This window comes from Pseudomonas sp. TE3786 (genome assembly GCF_054057335.1).
The window spans coordinates 1-18,542 of record NZ_JBSRZF010000037.1; the positions used below are offsets into that span (position 1 = coordinate 1).

The window sequence follows — 18,542 nt, forward strand, 5'->3', positions numbered from 1 at the left end:
TTCCCCATGTGAGAGTAGGTCATCGTCAAGCTTAAATTCCAAACCCCCTATCCGTGAAAACGGGTAGGGGGTTTGTTTTTGTCCGCGAAAAAGTTAGCGCCGGCACACTTTAAAGCGCAGCTCTCTGCTCGCTAAGCCAGCGCCCAGAACGAAAAGAAATAACGCCAGACAGGTACATTACCCTTCAATGCGTCTAGGATTGCCAGCAGAGAGCCGGTAACTGCGCGTCTGTTCGTTTACCCTGTAGGCAAAACCCTCTAGAGCTTTTTCCATGTCTGATCTTGCAGATGCTGGTGAACTGTCCGAGATGCCATTGGAGGCGCTTACTGCCTGCCATGAGTGCGATTTGCTGATGCTCAAGCCCAAGCTGCAAGTCGGCGAAAGCGCCCAGTGCCCGCGCTGTGGTTATGAGTTGTATCGCGCCCGCCCCAAGGTAGTGAAGCGCAGCATGGCCTTGGTGATCGCGGCGCTGTTGTTGTACTTCCCAGCGAACTTTCTACCCATCATGGAACTCAGCCTCCTCGGTCAGAACTCCACCGACACCGTCTGGAGCGGTGTTGTGGCGCTCTACGGGTCAGGCATGCAGGGCGTAGCCGTGGTGGTATTCCTTTGCAGCATGGCGGTGCCGTTACTCAAACTGCTCTGCCAATTTCTGGTGCTGCTCAGCGTTCAACTGAAGATCGGGCGCAGCTATGGCCTGCTGCTGTACCGCATTTATCACCACCTGCGTGAATGGGGCATGCTTGAGGTGTATCTGATGGGCACGCTGGTTTCCATCGTCAAACTGATCGGTCTGGCGGAAGTTTCCCTGGGGCTGGGCTTGGGCTGTTTCGTGGCGTTGCTGTTGATTCAGGTCTGGCTGGAAGTGACGATGACCCCACACAAGATCTGGGAAGCCTTATCGGGAGAGGATGACCATGCGGGCGATTGATGCAGGCATTCTGGTGTGCCACGAATGTCATCAACTTAATCACGAAGAACCGGACAGCCACGCGCAGTACTGCAGCCGTTGTGGTGGGACCGTTCACGCGCGAAAGCCTGATAGCCTTACGCGCACCTGGGCGTTGCTGCTGACCTCTGCGGTTCTCTATATTCCGGCCAACCTGCTGCCGATCATGACGGTCAGCTCCCTCGGCAGAGGTGAGCCAGACACCATCATGTCCGGCGTTATCGCCTTGGTGCAGTTCGGCATGGTGCCGATTGCCGTGGTGGTATTCGTCGCCAGTATTCTGGTACCTACGTTCAAACTGGTGGGTATCGGTTTGCTGCTGTACTCGGTGCAGCGTCGGCTGCCGATGTCGCCGCGCCAGCGGATCATCATGTACCGCTTTATTGAATGGATAGGCCGCTGGTCGATGCTGGATGTGTTCGTCATCGCCATCCTGGTGGCCTTGGTCAACTTTGGCAGTCTGGCCAGTATCGAGCCTGGTTATGGTGCCGCCGCTTTTGCCAGCGTGGTGATTCTGACCATGCTGGCTGCGCTAACCTTCGACCCGCGCTTGCTCTGGGACAATACGGAAACGGATGACGATGACAATGAATGATCTGCCCAAAGCCAAAATCCGCCCGGCTTCCAACTGGTCAGCCATTTGGGTGCTGCCGCTGATCGCCCTGCTTATTGGTGGTTGGCTGGCCTGGCGCGCTTACGATCAGGCGGGCATTGATATTCAGATCATCTTTGCCTCCGGCGATGGCATTCAGGCGGGCAAGACCGAAGTGATCTTCAAAGGCATGCCGGTGGGTAAGGTGAAAAACCTCACCCTGGATGACACCGGTGCCAAGCGGGGCGTGATCGCCACCGTGGAGATGAACAAGGAAGTGGAGCAGTACCTGCGCAAAAACACGCGTTTCTGGCTGGTCAAGCCGAGCGTCAGCCTGGCGGGCGTCACTGGCCTGGAGACCCTGGTGTCCGGCAACTACATCACCGCTGCGCCTGGGGATGGCGAGCCCGAACGCAAGTTCAACGCGCTGGAAGAAGTGCCGCCGATTGCCGACTCGGTGCCCGGCCTGCACCTTACCCTCAAGGCCGAGCGCTTGGGGTCGCTGAATCGCGACAGTCCGGTGTTCTACAGGCAAATCCAGGTCGGCGTAGTAAAGAGCTACAGCCTTGCCGCCGACCAGACCACCGTCGAAGTGAAGGTATTTATCGAGCCGCAATACGCGCAACTGGTGCGTAAACATACGCGCTTCTGGAACGCCAGTGGGGTCACGGTCAATGCAGACCTGTCGGGCTTCAAACTGCGCACCGAGTCGTTGGCCAGCGTAGTGGCGGGCGGTATCGCCTTCGCCACGCCAGAGCATCGCAAAGACAGCCCGCCCACCGATCCCACTCAGCCTTTCCGCCTATACGAAGACTTCGACGCTGCCCAGGTAGGGATCAGGGTCAACGTCAAACTGGCCGACTTCGAAGGCCTGCAGGCCGGTCGTACGCCGGTGATGTACAAGGGCATCCAGGTGGGCACCCTGAAAGCCCTGAAGATGAATGAAGACCTGGCCACCGCATCGGCCGAGCTGGCCCTTGACCCTCGCGGTGAAGACTACCTGGTGGAAGGCACCGAGTTCTGGGTGGTCAAACCGGTGATCTCCCTGGCCGGTATTACTGGCATCGAAGCCTTGGTCAAAGGTAACTACATCGCCGTACGCCCCGGCGAGAAAGGCAATCCGCCGGCGCGGGACTTCGTGGCCCGGCTGAAACCGCCACCGCTGGACCTCAGCGCCCCCGGGCTGCACCTGGTGCTCTTTAGCGAGGTGCTGGGCTCGATTGAAGTCGGCAGCCCGGTGCTCTACAAGCAGATCAAAGTCGGCACCGTGCAGAGTTACCAGCTGGCCCGCGACCGCAAGCGCGTGGCCATTGGTGTGCATATCGAGCCGGAGTACGCCAACCTGGTGAACAACTCCACGCGCTTCTGGAATGCCAGCGGTATCACCTTGAGCGGCGGTTTGTCCGGTATCACGGTGAAAAGCGAGTCGCTGCAAACCCTCCTGGCCGGTGGCATCAGCTTTGAAACCCCAGACCCGAAAGCCGCGCCCACCAAACGCGTGCAGCGTTTCACGTTACACGTCGATCGCGAAAGCGCGTTGCAGAAGGGCACGGTGATCAATATTCGCGTCGACTCGGGTGATGGCTTGAAGCCCGGCACGCCGATTCGCTACAAAGGCATCGACCTGGGCAAGGTCGAAACCGTGTCACTCACCGACGATCTGCAAGCCGTGCTGCTCACCGCGCGTATCACCGAAAGTGCCGATAAAGTCGCCCGCGTCGGCTCGCGGTTCTGGGTGGTGAAACCGGAGCTCGGGCTGATCCGCACGGCTAACCTCGACACCTTGGTCAGCGGTCAGTACTTACAGGTAGAGCCCGCTGCCAAGGCCACCGCGCCGCAGAGCCAGTTCGTCGCGCTGAGTGAGCCGCCGGTTCTGGCGACCCAGGAAAACGGTCTGAAGCTGGTCCTCAGTGCACCGCGGCGCGGCTCGATCAAGGTAGATGTACCGGTTACTTACCGCGAAATCGCGGTGGGGAAAGTCACGGGCGTCGAGTTGGGGGCCACGGCCGACCGGGTGTTGATCAGCGTGCTGATCGAACCGCGCTTCGCTCCGCTGGTTCGCAGTGGCAGCCGGTTCTGGAGCGTCAGCGGTTTCTCCGTGGACTGGAGCCTGTTCAAGGGTGCCAAGGTGCGCACGGAGTCGGTGGAGTCGTTGTTGCAAGGCGGTATCGCTTTCGCCACTCCGGATGGCGAGCAACTGGGCAATCAGGTGAAGCCTGGGCAGACCTTTGTGCTCAACGAAGAAGCCAATGATGAGTGGCTGAAGTGGTCGCCGAAGATTCAGTTGGGTAAATAAGCAAAAGGGCCGCAATAGCGGCCCTTTTTGCATCTGGCAAAAGCATCGAGGCTTCAGCCTCCAGTGGCCGTCACGCCGGCTCTACCTCCGGCGCGGTTTTGACTACCGGCTCATGCCGACGAATGTACTTCCAATCCGCCTCATCGATATAGATGCCGTTCGGTCCGCTGCCGCCCTCCAGGTCGATGGCGATATGGGCGCTCACCTGCGGTTTAACGCTGGCCAGAATCGGCACAAAGCCCAACTGCAGGCTGGTTTCGATCAATGCCTGCTGGTTGCGTTCGTCGATGTCCGCCGCTTCGTCCAGGTAGTACGGCAGGCGTACCTTGCCGGCTTGTTCGCGATCCATCAGGTGCAGCAACAGGTACATATTGGTCAGCGCCTTGATGGTCATGGTGGTGCCGTTGGAAGCCGCGCCGTCGATGTCGGTGTGCACGATCGGTTGACCGCCGACCTTGGTGATCTCGAATGCCAGCTCGAACAGATCCTTGAGTCCCAACTGGTTATGGTTGGCGGCTACCAGGCGGGCCAGGTATTCCTTGGCTTCCTCGTTGCGCACATCTTGATCGGCCGACTGATTGAGGTCGAACACCGACAGGGTTTCGCCTTCCTCGTACTGGCCGGCGCTGTGGATGATCTGGTCGATATGCTTGAGCGCATCCTTGTTCGGTGCCAGCACGATGCGGAAGCTTTCCAGGTTGGAGACCTGGCGTCGGTTGATCTCGCGGTTGAACAACGCCAGCTGGTGTTCCAGGTTGTCGTAGTCGCTGCGGATATTGCGCAGGGTCCGGGCGATATCGGTCACTGCCGCGCGACGGGCCTTGGCCAGGGTCAGGGCTTCGTCCTGACGGTGGGCATAGGCGTTGACCAGCAGGTGCAGGCGGCGCTCGACATCGTCCTCACTGTCGAACTTGGCCACGCCCTTGAGACGGATCTGCGCATACAGCGCATCGATCTGCCCGTCGATGCGCTGCAGGCTCTGCCAGGCGTCCTGGTAGTCATTGAGCAGCGGCAGCAGGTTGTCCAGCGAGTCGTCCACCGGCTCCATAAACGGCGTGCCGAACGGCAGATTGGCCGGTAGCAACTGACGGCGACGCAGGGCGTCTTCCAGGGTGCGTTCCTTGGCTTCCAGATCGGCCAGTTGGCGACCGACCAATTGCAACTTGGCCGACAACTGCTGAACCCGCTCGGTAAACGCATCACTGGCGCGCTTGAGATCGTCCTGGGCCGCTTCGGCCTGGGCCAGCTGTTCCAGCTTGCCGGGTTCTTCCACGGCCAGGGTCTGGCTGCGGCGGAAGTCTTCCAAGGCTTTCTGCGCATCCAGCACCTGGTTGTACAGGGCTTCGGCCTGGGCCTTGCTGGCAGCACGGTCGGCGGCCACGCTCTGCTGGGTCTTGAGCTGTTTCAGCTCTTTTTCCAAGCGTTCTTTCTGATCGCGCAACGCGGCACGGTCGGCCAGGGCCTGCAGGGCAGGGGGCTCGATATGGCTGAGGTCGATGCTCAGCCCCGGCACTTCAAAGCGCTCGGCCTTGAAGCCGTCGAGTATCACTTCCAGCGACTTCACCCACTGGCCGTCTTCATCCAGGCCAATGCCGTGCTCACCCAATGGCAGGCTGAACAGCGCGCCATTGAACAGACGCATCAGGCGCTCGACATCCTGCTGGCTGAACTCTTCACGCAGGCGGGCGTAGCTGTTGTTGTCGGCATGTTCGAGTTGCTGACGTACCGACTTCAGGCGTTTTTCCAGATCACGCAGACGTTCATCCAGGTCTTCGCTGGAGAACTGCCGCGACTGCGCCAGGGCACCGGCCAGTTCATCGTGGGCGTCTTTGGCGGCCAGCAGTTGCTGTTCGAGCACATGGGCGTTATCGACCAGGGCGAAGCGCTGCTTGAGCACGCCGAACTCGCCGAGCCAGCGCTGAATCTCGCTGATCTCGCGCTCCAGGCGCATCAGCTCCTGGGTGCCGCAGCGCTGGTTCTGTTGCAGGCCGTCCTGCTCGCCACGGTAGTGCTCGGCTTGAATCACCAGCTCTTCGCGGCGGGCACCGGAATAGTCCTGCCAAGCGCCGAGCAACGAGTCGAGCAGCGGCGAAATACGGTGCAGCTTGCCGCGCAGCACTTCGCGTTGGGCCACGCCGGCGCTCAGTGCTTCAACCAATGGCCCGGCAGCGACCAGCGATTGGTAGTCGGCTTCCATACGCCGTACATCGCGGAAGGCTTCTTCACACGCCGCTATGTAATCGACGCTACCCGAACGCAGGCTGTGTTCGAAGGCATCGAGGAACAGTTGCTTGAGCTTGGCGGCGGTAATTTCGCGCATATGCAGCAGGTTGATAAACAGCGCGCGGAAGGTCTTCAGGCTCTGCTCGCTGGTGGAACGCAGCGGAATCAGGGTCAGGTCCAGCGGGATGGAGGTGTGCCCGCCCACCAGCAAGCGCCGCAGTTCTTCGGGCTTGAGCTCGTAAGCCTTGATGTTCTCGCGTTCGAGGTTGGCAAACAGCTCGCGCTGGCGCAGGCAGGTGCCGTTCTTCTGGTAGTGCTCCAGATGCAGTTCACCGGCATAGGCGAAGAACTGGTGACCGAAACCGCCACCCGGGCCACGGCCGGCCACGCCGATCACGTGCGGGCCATGGGGCAGGGACACTTCGACGAGGATGTAGCTGGTGTCGCTGGCAAAGTAGAACTTGCGCGAGGCTTCCAGGCTGTACTTGCCGAAGCTCATGTCCGACATGCGCGCCAGAATTGGAAACTGCAGGGCGTTGATCGAGGCGCTCTTGCCCAGGTTGTTGGCACCATACACCGACAGCGGCTGCTCCAGCGGGAACAGGCCCAGGCTGTAACCGGCGGTGTTCAGCAAGGCAAAGCGGCGGATACCGTAGCGTTCCTGGCTCATGCATCGATCTCCTGATTGGCACGCTCTTCAGCCATGGCGCGAGCCAGGGCCTGTTCTTCGCTTTCTTCTGCCGCCACAGGCTGTGGCGTGGCAGCGGTCGGCAGCAGCGGGATGTCGTCATCCTCGTGGTTGTCGATCAGCAGAATCTCGTCGCCACTGTCCTCGTTCACCAAGGCCGGGGTCGGCAGTGGCAGCACGCTGTGCAGGCTGGCGGCCAGGTCGCGGTCCTGCTGCACCGACAGGCAGACATCGAGGAAGCGGTGCATCGGTGGCAGGAAGCGGTAGATGCCGTTGTCTTCACTGGCAAAACCCAGCTGAGTCATACGGCGCATGATCTTTTCTTCCAGCTCTTCCTGGGTGGTGACCTCGGCCTGCAAGAACAGGTCGCGGTATTTCTCCAGCAACGGTGGCAGCTCATCGCGACCCAGGCTGCCGCCGTCCAGCACGGCCAGCGGGTCGCGACCCTGGTCGGCGAGGTGCTCCACCAGAATGAAGGTAAATAGCGCCAGACGCTGGGCGGTCTTGTTCACCTGAGCGCCCATCTGCTCGGGCACGAAGTAGTAGAAACCGCGGCTATCGCACACCAGCTCAAAGCCCAGCGCGCGGAATAGCGCACGGTAGGCGTCCTGCTGGTTGGACAGCTGGCTGTACAGCTCGGCGTCGCGGTGGCTGACGTGGTAACCCTTGAACAACTCGCGAAAGATCGGCGCCAGTTGGCTCAGTTCGGACAGGTCAATATTCATACACAGGCTTCTTTAAAAAGTCGGCTACGGGCTCAGGCATGTTTGCTGGCCTCCAAGGCGAAGGAGCACAGGCTGACCTGATGCTCGGCGGTGTGGTAATCGCGGCGCTCCAGGCGTTCGCGCTGAAAGCGGCCGTCGCGGGACAGGCGCGAGAACCAATACAACAGCTCGTCGGTGGCACCGGTCGGCTCTTGCTCCAGCAGCCAGACCATCAGGTCGGGCATCGGCAGGGCGCTCTGGCAGCGTTCGAGCATTTCCCGTGCGGTACGCGGCGCCTGGGGCGCATCGCCACCCTTGCGGGTGCCACTGGCCTTGGGGAACTGCGTGGGTTTGGGTTCAAAGCGGGCCAGGGCGTAGACATAGGACTCGACCTGGCTGGTACTGCCGAGAAAGGTGCTCTGCGGCCGGGTGAACAGCGGCAGGGCGGCTTGCGGCACCGCGTCCAGCCCTTTGCGGCGGATCGCCGACAAAGCCAGGGCCGCGCCACGGGTCACCGCGTTGTGCCGACGCGCTTCTTCACGCAGCGGCAGCAACAGCTCGCGGGCGCGGCGCAGGGTCAGTTGGGCGGTGGTCTGCATTTCCAGAATACGTGCGTGGGTACGCAGCAGCAGGTCATCGTCGACCAGTTGGCCCAGGCGATGCTGCTCACTGAGCAGCTTCAACAGCACCTGCTCGACGCGGCGCACGCCCTGCTCGAAGGCACCGTCGGCGTTGACCAACTGGATCATCGGCTCGACGTACTCGTCCCAGGTTGCCAGCACTTCGGCATAGCGCTGGCGCAGCGGAATCTGCCGGTCGCTGGTCTTGGCCCGATCGGCCACACCGACCAGCGCCTGCTCGTCATTGGCGAGCTTTTTCAGTACATCGCGCACGCGCATATCCAGCAGCCGCAGCTGGCGGGCCAGGTCGCTGGCGTCGCGGATCTCGAACGCGTCCTGGATATAGCCGGCCAGGCGTTCGAGGTGGCGCAGATAGGCTTCGATCTCCAGGCACAGGCCCAGGCGGTGTTCGCGGCGCAGGTAGGCGAGGAAGTCGTGGATCTGCGCATTGAGCTCGAAGCGGTTCGGGCTCTTGGCCACCGGCACCAGAATATCCAGACGGATCCAGGTATCCAGCAGGCTGGTGATATCGGCGGGCGTGCTTTCCACCAGTTGCACGGCCAACTGCGCGCGCAGTTCGATCAGGCTCATGGTGCCTTGGTCGAAGCGCTCACAGAGCGGTTCGAGTAACGTCCAGTGTTCAGCGAGGGCGCGCAATACGCGCTTGGGCTCGATCATGTGCACTCGTTTTTTGAAATGGGGCTGGGCAAAGGTCGCGATTGTACTGCATGAGGGGTGGGGGGCTTCATTCTCAGGTGATCAAAGGATGACAGGGGTCTCTCTGGAGACCAGGTCGGCCGTCCATGGCGCGTGCGCCACAGCCCCCCAACAAAAGTGACCAATTACGGCACTTAGCGCCCCCCCACGAACCTTTGTTTCAACCCTGTTACCTACCCCAGCCCACGATTCAAGTGCTTGAATCCCTTGGCATGTTTTCTGCGATAGGGTTGCCTACTGCACTTTCTGGAACGCCCATGTCCGCCAACACTGCCGCTTACGCCCAAGCCCGCTGGGACGAGTTGGAACGCCAAAGCGACCTCGACTGGGACCTGGACGCGATCACCGACCGCCGTGAAGCAGTGGCCTTTTTGCAGCGTTTCGAAAACCGCCTGTGCATCTATTCCAGCTACGTCGAAAAGCTCTATAGCAACTACAGCTTTGTGGTGCCGGAAGCGGAGGAGGGCAGTATCACCATCCTCCCGGATGAACAGGCCTGGCACGACACCTTCAACGATATCCCCGCCGACGCCGTGGAGCCCACCGGCATCCATATCCTGCCCGGCGAAACCATGGGGTATAGCGGCCTGTACCTGAAGATTCCTGGCGAGCATCGTCTGGTGGCGTCCAAGGAGTTGCCGTTTCAGGAAGGTCTCAAGCTGCTGATCCAGCGCTATCAGGCCAAGGGCGAAAGTTTTCTGCCGGTGCTGATCAAGGGCGATCTGCGTGAGTACGAAGCGCGTATGCCCTCCCTGCACCTGCACCGCATCAATCCGGCCAAGCTGGGCAATAGCTCCAAGCTCAGTGTCGATGCCATCAAGGGCGCGATTGCCGATCACCTGATCGCCTTGTTCCGCCAGCATTGACCTTCTGCTGCCAGGGTGGCGTTACGCCAGTGTGATTTTGCGTAACAGTCGCCCAGCCCCACGTTCAACTTCCCCGCTGCAAACTCGACTATGGGTCGGGCCTCGGTTGCTGCCGAGCTTCTTATAGTGATGCCGTGGATTCACCCTGCGCCTTAGCGCCTGGTGGACCCGGCCACAATAAGAATAAGGACATCACCATGCGCTCGCCCCGTAGCCTTGCCGCACTTGGTTGCCGCTCGTTCCTGACCTGCTCGCTGCTCACCAGCGTTCTATTGGCCGGCCCTGCCCACGCCAAGCTGGAAGCGCTGGCCGATAGCGAGTTGTCGAATGTCACCGGTCAGGCCTTTATCAACCTGACCACCGACGCCAATGCCGGCATCAACTACACGCGAGTCAACCTGGGGGTCAATCTCGACACCCAGCTGAATATGAAAAAGCTCCAGCTCGGCCAGTACAACGACAGCACCACGCGGCCGGGTGAAGTGGCGGGCTCTTCCGATATCCTGATCAACAACTTCGCCCTCGGCACCGTGAATGCCGACGACAGCATCAACGCCTTCAAAATCGCCAACCCCTTTATCGAGCTGGCCTACGAGGGCAATAAGGTGGTCGGCGTGCGCATTGGCTTTGGTGAGGCCAAAGGCACCCTGTCCGGAGATATCGCCAGCCTGACCGGCAACGTTCCGGTGCATATCAAAGGTACTGGCCAGGCGATTTACGATGTGGCCAACGTCGGCCAGAAACTGGTGCTGGGGATTGGCGGCATCTATACCAGCAGCGTGCTCGAAGCCGATGCGCAGCTGGTCAATAGCAGCGGTGCCACCGATCCGATTCGCGGTACCCAGGCCGGGATCAAGAACGGCGACGGCCTGACCTGCACCAGCGGTTGCCTGCCGATTCTCACCGACGCTGCGCTGGGCATCATCAAGTCCGATGGCTGCGCCTTGCTGGGCATCCAGACCTGTTTCAACCTGGCCCAATTCAAGTCGCTGCCGGTTGGCAATATGGCCGTTGCCGATCAGGCCAATACCGCGGCCATCGAGGGTGCGACCAAGGGCTTCTTTATCTCCCTGCAGACCAAGGATGTGGCCTGGCGCGACCTGGACAGCAACAGCTTTATGACCGCCCTGAAAGGCGCGTTCATGAACATGCCCAAGTACAAAGACGCTAACGGCAATATGGTTTCGCCGATCAACATCGACTTCAACCAGGCCTTTAACGGCATCCCCCGGCAGGACACCTGCCTGGGCACCGCGACCTCAGGGTGCTGAGATGAATGCCTCGCTGCGGTTTGTCGCGCTGGCCTTGTTCAGTGTCAGCAGCCTGGCCAGGGCCGAGATGCAGGCCCTGGATGATCAGGAACTGTCGGTGGTGCAGGGCGCAGGCTTCGGCTTTGTGCTGGAGAACATCCTGCTGGATGCCAACAACTCCACCATCACCATCAACGACATCACCAACGGCAGCGGTCAGAACGTGCCGATCTCGGTGAAGGAGTTCTACCTGGGGGCCAGCGGCAGCAACAAGGGCACTAACCTCAATCCGGTGACCATCGGCCGCCTCAGTTCGCCCTTCACCCTGGACCTGAACAAAGGCGAAAACCTGCGCACCCTGCGCGATGACGGGGTATGGGTGCAGACCACGCCGAGCAACGTGGCGGTACTGGCGCTGACCTTTCCCGAACGCCTCACCGGGGCGGCCGGGCAGGCCTGTATTTCCGGTTATGCCGCCGCCGGCAGCAACTGCTCCAGCCGCGCCAGCGAGAAGGCCGACTTAGGCATCCGCTTCGATTTCCAGGTGGCCGCCGGGCGCACCGATATTCTCAACGTCGACATCGCCGAGCTGGCCATGGACGGCTCTTACCTGCGCTTGTGGGGCGATAACACGCGCAGCCAGCTGGTCGGTGAAATGCGCCTGAACCTGTATGCCAAGAGCCTTACCGTGATGTCCTGCGCCGCCGGTACCAGCAACTGCAGCAGCGCCGCCGAACAGGAAGCGCGCACCATCACCCTGAGCAACACCTTCGCCAATATTTCCCTGGGCTACGGCAAAACCCAGCCGCTGCTGTTCGACGTCAACAGCAATGGCCAATTCGTGCTGGAGCTGCCCAACCCCACGGCGGGCGGCACCACGACGGCGCAACGCAACACCCTGGCCGCGGACTTCTACGCCAACGCGCCGCGCACCAACATCATCATCGACAACCTCAAGGTCGGCAGCGGCAACTACGCAACCGGCGGCTACAACTTCGGCTACAACGCCCTGGAAGGCCTGAGCATCAACTACCTGAAGGTGACCAGCCATGACCTTTAGACGCATCGAGTGGTTGTTCCTGTGGCTGGCGTTACTGGTGCCGGCGCTGGCCCGCAGCGAGATGCAGCCGATGGCCGACGACGCCTTGAGCGCCACCAGCGGCCAGGGCGGGGTGTACCTGTCCGGCGACTTCAGCATCAACAAAAACGGCGGCGTGTTGTGGACCACCCCCAGCAGCAACACCGCCAGCACCTGGACCGCCACCCAGCGCAGCTGCGCCACTCTCGGTTCCAGCTCGCCAGAAGACTGCGGCATGCGCCTGGCCATTCGCGCCGAAGCGGCCGGCGGCTGGTACGTGCTGGACAATATGAAAGGCATCTTCAGCTTCGATGGCCTGACCCTGCGTACACGCTTTATCGACAACGGCTTCAATGGCGATGGTGCCACGTTTGGTCAGGACAGCCTGGAGTTCGGCCTGCCCAACGAAATGAAATTCCAGGACGCGCGCTTCACCTTCGCCGTGGCCAACCAGGGCGGCTGGCGCAATAAGGCCGGCAGCGCCGCCAATGGCGGTGACGCCACCTACCAACAGACCAATATTTTCTCGGCGAAGATCGACGGCAGCATTCGTATGCAAGGCAACGTGCTGGTCTTTCCTAAAAACTGAGGGGTAGCGGATGGACAGAAAATTGCTCTTGGTGCCGCTGCTCTGTCTAAGCCTGCCAAGCCATGCCATGCAGGCGCTGGACGACGACAGCCTGGCCAGCGTCAATGGCCAGTCCGGCATCAGTATGGAAATCAGCGGCGGCGGCTGGTCGGCCAGCAACGTCAGCTATAGCGAAGACGGCAAAACTGTGGCGCTGAAAGACGTCAGCAACCGTCCGGCCAGCGGCAGCACCTCCACCTCCACCACCAAGATCGACGTGGTCGGCAACCAACTGGTGGTGGAACACAAAGCCAGCCCGCAAGTGCTAGCAGTAAACAACGTGGAAATGGCCGGCAGCAGCAATAGCTTCGGCAGCTTCCGCGCCTTCTACACCCTTGGTGCCAGCCTGAAAATCAAAGGCGGCGGTGCCAGTGGGGTCAGCGGTATCGGTCTGGATGACAGCAAGCTGTCGCTCACCGACGTGACCTTTTACTACCGCGACAACGGCTACGACCTGATCGTCAATGGCATGTCCTTCGACGCCTACCTCAACGCCGCCTACCTGGACATCGTCAGTGGCGGCAGCGGCAAAGAGGTCAAGCTTGATCTGGGCAACTCGCGGCTGGTTGCCAGCATCGGCGGCATCAGCCTGGACCTGGCCCACAGCGACCCGGTAGCCGGCGTGCCCGTCACCCCCGGTAACCCCGACACCCGCGACCCCAATGCCAGCAAAAGCTTCGGCAAACTCAACCTCGACCTGCGTCTGGGCGGCAGCCTGAGTATCGGCAGTGGTGGCGCCAGCGGCCAGGGCATTCGCATCCGGCCGAACCTGACCATCAGCAACAGCCTGTTCCAGTACCAGGACGAAGGGGTGCTGCGCGCCGAAAACTTCGCCGGCGTGCTGAGCAGCACCAACGGCCTGACGCTGGATCTGGCCAGTGACGGTGTGGGCAACTACGCCCAAGTGAAATTCCCCGACCTGCGCCTGAACGCCACCCTCAGCGGCCTGATCATCGGCAACGCCAGCAACCAGAAACTCGGCAGCCTGGGCATCGACCTCAACTTCCTCGACGATGGTGCCCAACAGAACTGGCTGAAACTGCGCCCCGGCGGCGACCCCAACTCCGGCCTTAAAGGCGTGACTGCCGACGTCAGCTGGAACATGGTCAACAGCTCGGTATCGCTCACCGATAACGGCAACAGCATGTGGTTCAGCGGCCTGCGCACCAACGGTACAGGCCAGGTCACCCTCGACGTAACCAAAAGCTGCGCCGCCGGGGCCAGCACCGGCTGCTACTCAGGCACCCAGAGCGATATGAGCAAGGGTAACTACAACGGCCATTTCGACGGTCTGCGCCTGGGCTTGAACAATATCAAAGGCAGCTACAGCTTCGACGGCCTGCGCGTCGGTAGCGCCAGCGCACCGCTGCAAGGCGGCACCGAGTTGCTGGTGCTGATGGAAATCTTCCCCGCCTACGACTTCACCATGAATGGCCAGCTGACGATCCAGCCGGGGGGCAACGTCGGCGATGGGGTGCGCTATAACGCCGACTTCTACGTCACCGAAGCGCGTGCGGCGATCACCGTCGACGAAACTGGCAAAGGCCTGTGGCTGTCCGGCACCAGCTACGACATGCACTTTCGCGACGGCACCCTGGACATCAGCAGCGGCGCAGCGGGGGAGAAGGGCGGCGTCGAACTGCGCAAAGGCACCTACTGGTCGAAACTGGACGTCAGCGACGTGCGCTGGGGTGACCGTGCCACTGGCACCAGCCTCGGCCGGATCATGCTCAAGCGTTATGAGCAGGGCTCGACTTTGGCCCTCAGCTCGGGCGGTGCCGGAGCGCTCTGCGTCGGTGCATCTGGCGGCACTGCCAGTGCCTGCGGTGCAGCGGGTGGGCGCTGGGAAGATCGTGGCAACGAAGGCGTATCGGTAAAACTGAAAAGCGTGTTTGTGCGTGACACCGCGGCGGACAGCTCGGTGAATGGCGTGGCCACTGACGAGAAACGTAACCAGATTCTCTGGGAAACCAACCGTACCGCGGGCAATGGCACGGGGGTGCAGTTGGTGATCGACAACTTCTCCACCTCTGACGGTGATCCAAATAATCCCAATGCCAATACGTATGGGGTGAATGCGGACCTCAATCTGGATGTGGCACCGACCAAGGTGAAGATCAAGAGTGGGGCTAATGCGGGTACCACGGTTACGCCGGATCCGTTGGGGTTTGCGGTGAATGGGCGGATTACGTTTAAAGAGGTGAATGTGGATCGGCTGCAGAATGTGCATCCCACTGGGGGGGCGGTGACGGCGATGTATGGGATCAAGGCGCAGAATGCGGATATTCGGGCGAATTTGACGGCTACGCCGATTAACTGAAAGGGGGCACGAGGTTTTTGCGGTGGTCTTCTTTACCGCGTGTGCTGGGTGTTTGGTTTCGCGCCTTACGCGCGAGTTTCTTTTGTCAGGCGACACAAAAGAAACCAAAAAGTCTTGCCCCAACCTTGGCCCAACGCAGCTTTCGCGGCTCCCGGCCGCTCAACCCCCAGAACAACGATTCCGCTCGGCCTGCGATCATGTGGCGGGTAGATCACAAGCCGGATCACAAGCGCAAGATCATAAGCAAAAGCATGTTCTTTGTTCGCAGAATGAATGTCGTGGGTCTGCAAAATTCTGGATCCCGAATCGTCGCACCGCCACCTGCGCGGGGATGACGGTGTCGAGACAAAAACCTCCGTCATCCCCGCGTAGGCGGGGTTCCAGGCACGAAGATAAAAAGCAAACGTTGGGCAGCTCTTGATCTGGCTTTTGATCTACCGCTTTTGATCTACCCGCCCCATTTGGGGCAAGCGTTTTGCCTACTTTTTCGTGGCCGGCACTCCGGCGACTGGAAAAGTAGGTCGCGCGTAAGGCGCGAAACCAATCTTCCAGCCCACGCGGCAACGAATACCTCCGAGAAACTCGCAAACGCTGATAAGCGCAAGCGCAGTCATCGCCCATGACCCTTCCCCCTAACCTCCCTTTCCGGCGACAATCCCCGCCTTCCTCGCGTCAATCACCCAGACCCAAGGTCTGCGTGTGGAGCTCAAATGATCACCGAACTGCGCCGTCGCGCTTATCTGAATGCCATGCAGGTCGCCAACTGGCTGCCCCGCGTGTCGCTGCCATTCGCCGCGCCGTCGCGTCCTGAATTGCTCGAACCGCTTGAGCCCGAGCCACAGCCGCTAGTCACTGCCGCCACGCCAGTGCAACAAACCGCCGCGGCCCCGCAACCGGTGGTCGAGCCTATTGCTCCCGCCGTTACCGAACGCCCAAAAATAGAAGTCCCTCGCCCCACCGCACGGGTCGAGGCCAAACCTGTGCCCGTGGTGGCCGATGAAGAAGCCCCCGTTGCGCCAACCAAAGTGGCCGCCGTACCGCCACCCCGTTTCAGCCTGCAACTGCTGCGCGCCGGTTCCTGCGTCATCCTGGCCGAGTTGGCCACCGGCGAACCCTTCGCCTCCCGCGACCCCGCCTATCTGTTGCTCAAGGATCTGCTGCGCGCCGCCGGCCTGCCCGACAGCCCGCAGATTCTCGGCGAGCCAGTGCGCTGGCCGCTGCTGGCCAAAGGCAATATGGACCAAGGCCCACAGGCCGCGCTGGAGTACGTGCAAGGCGTACTGATGAGCAAACTGGAGCAGGAGCCCGACTGCAAATGCATTTGGCTGCTCGGGTTGCCGGCCATTCGCTTTGCCGGTGAGGCTGACGAAACCGCTTATAACCGTGAGTTGCAGGTGGAAGGGCTGGGCGCAGCCTGGGCCATGCCGAGCCTGGAGCTGTTGATGGACGAACCGGCACGCAAGGCACCGCTCTGGCAAGCCATGCAGCGGGTGATGCGCCGCTGGCAAACCTCGGGGGCCGAGTCGCTGCATGAATGACGCCGTTACCATCCGCCCGATGACCGAGGCGGATCTCGATGAAGTGGTCCAGATCGAATGCGCAGCCTTTAGCCACCCGTGGTCGCGCAAGCTGTTTCATGACGGCCTCAGCAGTTACGACTGCTGGGTGATGTTCGAGGGCGAGCGCCAGGTCGGTCACGCCGTACTCAGCGTGATTATCGACGAGGCCCATCTGCTCAATATCACCGTTGCGCCCCATAGCCAGGGCCGTGGTCTGGGCCTGGTGCTGTTGGAGCGCCTGATGCAGCGTGCGCTGGAGTTGAAGGCTGGAGAATGCTTCCTCGAAGTGCGCGCCAGCAACCTCTCGGCCTACCGCCTGTACGAGCGTTATGGCTTCAACGAGATCGGCCGTCGCCGCGATTACTACCCGGCTCCGGGTGGACGCGAAGACGCGCTGGTGATGGCCTGCACCCTATTCGATTAAGCCTGGTTTTCGATTTTCTGGTACTGACGTACTCTCTGCCCCCATAACCATAAAAAAGGAGTGGGGCATGGGCGATACCGACGTCATCGTAGTAGGGGCGGGCATTTCCGGGCTGACCGCCGCCTGGCGTCTGGCCCAGGCTGGCCAGCGTGTGACCGTGCTGGAGGCCAATGCCCGGGTCGGTGGCCGCACCCTCAATCATCAGTTCGCCAGTGGCGAGGTCGCCGAAGTGGGCGGCCAGTGGGTCGGCCCCACCCAGGAGCGGATTCTCGGCCTGCTCGATGAACTCAAGCTGGAAACCTTCCCGACCTGGAACCAGGGCAACAACCTGACCCTGTTTGGCGGGCGGCTAAAACCCTATCGCGGCACCATCCCCAAATTCGCTGCCCATGTCCTGCTCGATATCGCCCAGGCGCAATGGCGACTGGACCGGCTGGCGCAGCAGATCGACCTCGACGACCCCAGCCGCCATCCCCAGGCACCGCTGTGGGACAGCCTGACCTTCGCCGAATGGATTCGCCGCCAGGTGAAAACCGCCCAGGCACGGACGGTGTTCGACCTGGTCAGCGCCGCAGTGTTTGCCGCCAAGCCCCACGACCTGTCGTTTCTGCATGTGCTGTTCTATATCAAGAGCGGCACCAACCTCGACACCCTGCTCGGGGTGGCCAACGGTGCGCAGCAGGATCGGGTGGTCGGTGGTTCGCAGCGTATCTGCGAGGAACTGGCGCTGCGTCTGGATGGCGCTGTGCAATTGTCCCAGCCGGTGCGAGCGCTGAAACAGACGAGTGAGCAGGTCGAGCTGATCACCGACCAGGGTAGCCATCGCGCCAAGCGGGTGATTTTTGCCGTGCCGCCAACCCTGCTGTTGCGCATTACCCAGGAGCCGTTATTGCCGGGTTGGCGCGATCAGTTGCTGCAGCGCCTGCCGCAAGGTGCGGTGATCAAATGCATGGCACTGTACGCGCGGCCGTTCTGGCGCGAGCACGGTTTGTCCGGCCAGGCCACCAGCGAAGTCGGGCCGCTGCGGCTGACCTTCGACAACAGCGTGCCAGGCTCGGCAAAAGGCGTGCTGATGGGCTTTATCGAGGGCGACGAAGCCCGCCATTGGAGCGCCCGCAGCGAGGCCGAGCGGCGTGCACAGGTGCTGCAATGTTTCGCCCGCTACTATGGCGAGCAGGCTTTGCAGCCGCTGGAGTATGTGGATAAGTGCTGGGCCGACGAACCCTTCGCCCGCGGCTGCTATGCCGCGCTGTTTCCACCGGGTGTGTGGGGCAATGGCGCGGCGCGTTTGCGTGAGCCCCAAGGCCGTCTGCATTTCGCCGGTACTGAAACGGCGACACGCTGGATGGGCTATTTCGATGGCGCGGTGCAGGCGGCCGAGCGTGCAGCGGGCGAGGTGCTGGCACTGACTTGATCGGCTACAAGGGGCGGCGCGTTCGGTCGCTGTGGCTGCTTCGGTGGTCGCCCATACTGCCGCTCTGCGCGTCTATGCAGTCCCTGTAGTAGCGGGGGGGGGGGGGGGCGGGGGGGGGGGCCCGGCACACGCGGCGGGGGTGAAAGGGGCCCCCAACCAAAGTATTTTATAAGAGGGAAAAGGCGGAGCCGCCCCCGGACAAAGAGGCCCGGGC

Annotated in this window: 14 protein-coding genes; 11 read left to right on the forward strand and 3 right to left on the reverse strand. The window is 61.5% G+C overall.

From position 1 onward, the window contains the following. The first annotated feature begins 271 nt into the window (after window positions 1-271). From ACVW0Y_RS23720 to ACVW0Y_RS23730, 3 genes are read left to right on the forward strand one after another with little or no spacing between them, the layout of a single operon-like run. Window positions 272-931, forward strand: a complete 660-nt coding sequence (locus tag ACVW0Y_RS23720; RefSeq protein ID WP_457441833.1) for a paraquat-inducible protein A — start codon at window positions 272-274, stop codon at window positions 929-931. After that, complete coding sequence (locus ACVW0Y_RS23725; RefSeq protein ID WP_457441835.1) at window positions 918-1,544, forward strand: paraquat-inducible protein A; 627 nt, start codon at window positions 918-920, stop codon at window positions 1,542-1,544. The genes ACVW0Y_RS23720 and ACVW0Y_RS23725 overlap by 14 nt, the downstream gene beginning before the upstream one ends. Further along, the gene (locus tag ACVW0Y_RS23730) at window positions 1,537-3,837 is read left to right on the forward strand and encodes an MlaD family protein (protein WP_457441838.1); all 2,301 of its coding nucleotides are present in this window, start codon (window positions 1,537-1,539) and stop codon (window positions 3,835-3,837) included. Before ACVW0Y_RS23725 ends, ACVW0Y_RS23730 begins: the two co-directional genes overlap by 8 nt. 70 nt (window positions 3,838-3,907) lie before the next feature. Here the strand turns inward: ACVW0Y_RS23730 and mksF are convergent, their stop codons facing one another. The 3 genes from mksF to mksB are packed head-to-tail and all read right to left on the reverse strand — an operon-like array spanning window position 3,908 to window position 8,750. Beyond that, entirely contained in the window at window positions 3,908-6,730 is a 2,823-nt protein-coding gene (gene mksF / locus ACVW0Y_RS23735) for an Mks condensin complex protein MksF (RefSeq protein ID WP_457441840.1), read from the reverse strand. Next, window positions 6,727-7,473, reverse strand: coding sequence for an Mks condensin complex protein MksE (mksE, locus tag ACVW0Y_RS23740; protein WP_457441842.1), 747 nt, complete (start codon window positions 7,471-7,473; stop codon window positions 6,727-6,729). The genes mksF and mksE overlap by 4 nt, the downstream gene beginning before the upstream one ends. Before the next feature lie 32 nt (window positions 7,474-7,505). After that, entirely contained in the window at window positions 7,506-8,750 is a 1,245-nt protein-coding gene (mksB, locus tag ACVW0Y_RS23745; protein WP_457441844.1) for an Mks condensin complex protein MksB, read from the reverse strand. Between the two features lie 296 nt (window positions 8,751-9,046). Between mksB and ACVW0Y_RS23750 the strand changes: the two genes are divergently transcribed. The 8 genes from ACVW0Y_RS23750 to ACVW0Y_RS23785 all read left to right on the forward strand — a co-directional run bounded on the left by ACVW0Y_RS23750 (window position 9,047) and on the right by ACVW0Y_RS23785 (window position 18,328). Continuing rightward, complete coding sequence (locus ACVW0Y_RS23750; protein WP_108098402.1) at window positions 9,047-9,655, forward strand: hypothetical protein; 609 nt, start codon at window positions 9,047-9,049, stop codon at window positions 9,653-9,655. A gap of 197 nt (window positions 9,656-9,852) precedes the next feature. Beyond that, window positions 9,853-10,926 carry a DUF6160 family protein gene (locus tag ACVW0Y_RS23755; protein WP_457441846.1) on the forward strand — a complete coding sequence of 358 codons (1,074 nt, stop codon included), beginning with the start codon at window positions 9,853-9,855 and terminating at the stop codon, window positions 10,924-10,926. A 1-nt stretch (window position 10,927) separates the two neighbouring features. After that, window positions 10,928-11,965 (forward strand): hypothetical protein, encoded by a 1,038-nt coding sequence (locus tag ACVW0Y_RS23760; RefSeq protein ID WP_457441848.1) that lies wholly within the window; start codon window positions 10,928-10,930, stop codon window positions 11,963-11,965. Beyond that, window positions 11,955-12,572 carry a hypothetical protein gene (locus ACVW0Y_RS23765; RefSeq protein ID WP_457441850.1) on the forward strand — a complete coding sequence of 206 codons (618 nt, stop codon included), beginning with the start codon at window positions 11,955-11,957 and terminating at the stop codon, window positions 12,570-12,572. Before ACVW0Y_RS23760 ends, ACVW0Y_RS23765 begins: the two co-directional genes overlap by 11 nt. Before the next feature lie 10 nt (window positions 12,573-12,582). Further along, on the forward strand, window positions 12,583-14,931 hold the full coding sequence (locus ACVW0Y_RS23770) for a DUF6160 family protein (RefSeq protein WP_457441852.1): 2,349 nt from the start codon (window positions 12,583-12,585) through the stop codon (window positions 14,929-14,931). A 710-nt stretch (window positions 14,932-15,641) separates the two neighbouring features. Continuing rightward, window positions 15,642-16,469 (forward strand): energy transducer TonB, encoded by an 828-nt coding sequence (locus ACVW0Y_RS23775; RefSeq protein WP_457441854.1) that lies wholly within the window; start codon window positions 15,642-15,644, stop codon window positions 16,467-16,469. Further along, on the forward strand, window positions 16,462-16,914 hold the full coding sequence (gene rimI, locus ACVW0Y_RS23780; RefSeq protein ID WP_457441856.1) for a ribosomal protein S18-alanine N-acetyltransferase: 453 nt from the start codon (window positions 16,462-16,464) through the stop codon (window positions 16,912-16,914). Before ACVW0Y_RS23775 ends, rimI begins: the two co-directional genes overlap by 8 nt. Before the next feature lie 67 nt (window positions 16,915-16,981). Beyond that, a complete protein-coding gene (locus ACVW0Y_RS23785) occupies window positions 16,982-18,328 on the forward strand; it encodes a flavin monoamine oxidase family protein (RefSeq protein WP_457441858.1) in 1,347 nt (448 codons plus the stop codon). Window positions 18,329-18,542: the final 214 nt, after the last annotated feature.

Bases quoted from the DNA above. Each gene is read 5' to 3' on its own strand.
- ACVW0Y_RS23720 (WP_457441833.1), top strand. From the start codon at position 272: ATGTCTGATCTTGCAGATGCTGGTGAACTGTCCGAGATGCCATTGGAG.
- ACVW0Y_RS23725 (WP_457441835.1), top strand. From the start codon at position 918: ATGCGGGCGATTGATGCAGGCATTCTGGTGTGCCACGAATGTCATCAA.
- ACVW0Y_RS23730 (WP_457441838.1), top strand. From the start codon at position 1,537: ATGAATGATCTGCCCAAAGCCAAAATCCGCCCGGCTTCCAACTGGTCA.
- mksF (WP_457441840.1), bottom strand. From the start codon at position 6,730: ATGAGCCAGGAACGCTACGGTATCCGCCGCTTTGCCTTGCTGAACACC.
- mksE (WP_457441842.1), bottom strand. From the start codon at position 7,473: ATGAATATTGACCTGTCCGAACTGAGCCAACTGGCGCCGATCTTTCGC.
- mksB (WP_457441844.1), bottom strand. From the start codon at position 8,750: ATGATCGAGCCCAAGCGCGTATTGCGCGCCCTCGCTGAACACTGGACG.
- ACVW0Y_RS23750 (WP_108098402.1), top strand. From the start codon at position 9,047: ATGTCCGCCAACACTGCCGCTTACGCCCAAGCCCGCTGGGACGAGTTG.
- ACVW0Y_RS23755 (WP_457441846.1), top strand. From the start codon at position 9,853: ATGCGCTCGCCCCGTAGCCTTGCCGCACTTGGTTGCCGCTCGTTCCTG.
- ACVW0Y_RS23760 (WP_457441848.1), top strand. From the start codon at position 10,928: ATGAATGCCTCGCTGCGGTTTGTCGCGCTGGCCTTGTTCAGTGTCAGC.
- ACVW0Y_RS23765 (WP_457441850.1), top strand. From the start codon at position 11,955: ATGACCTTTAGACGCATCGAGTGGTTGTTCCTGTGGCTGGCGTTACTG.
- ACVW0Y_RS23770 (WP_457441852.1), top strand. From the start codon at position 12,583: ATGGACAGAAAATTGCTCTTGGTGCCGCTGCTCTGTCTAAGCCTGCCA.
- ACVW0Y_RS23775 (WP_457441854.1), top strand. From the start codon at position 15,642: ATGATCACCGAACTGCGCCGTCGCGCTTATCTGAATGCCATGCAGGTC.
- rimI (WP_457441856.1), top strand. From the start codon at position 16,462: ATGAATGACGCCGTTACCATCCGCCCGATGACCGAGGCGGATCTCGAT.
- ACVW0Y_RS23785 (WP_457441858.1), top strand. From the start codon at position 16,982: ATGGGCGATACCGACGTCATCGTAGTAGGGGCGGGCATTTCCGGGCTG.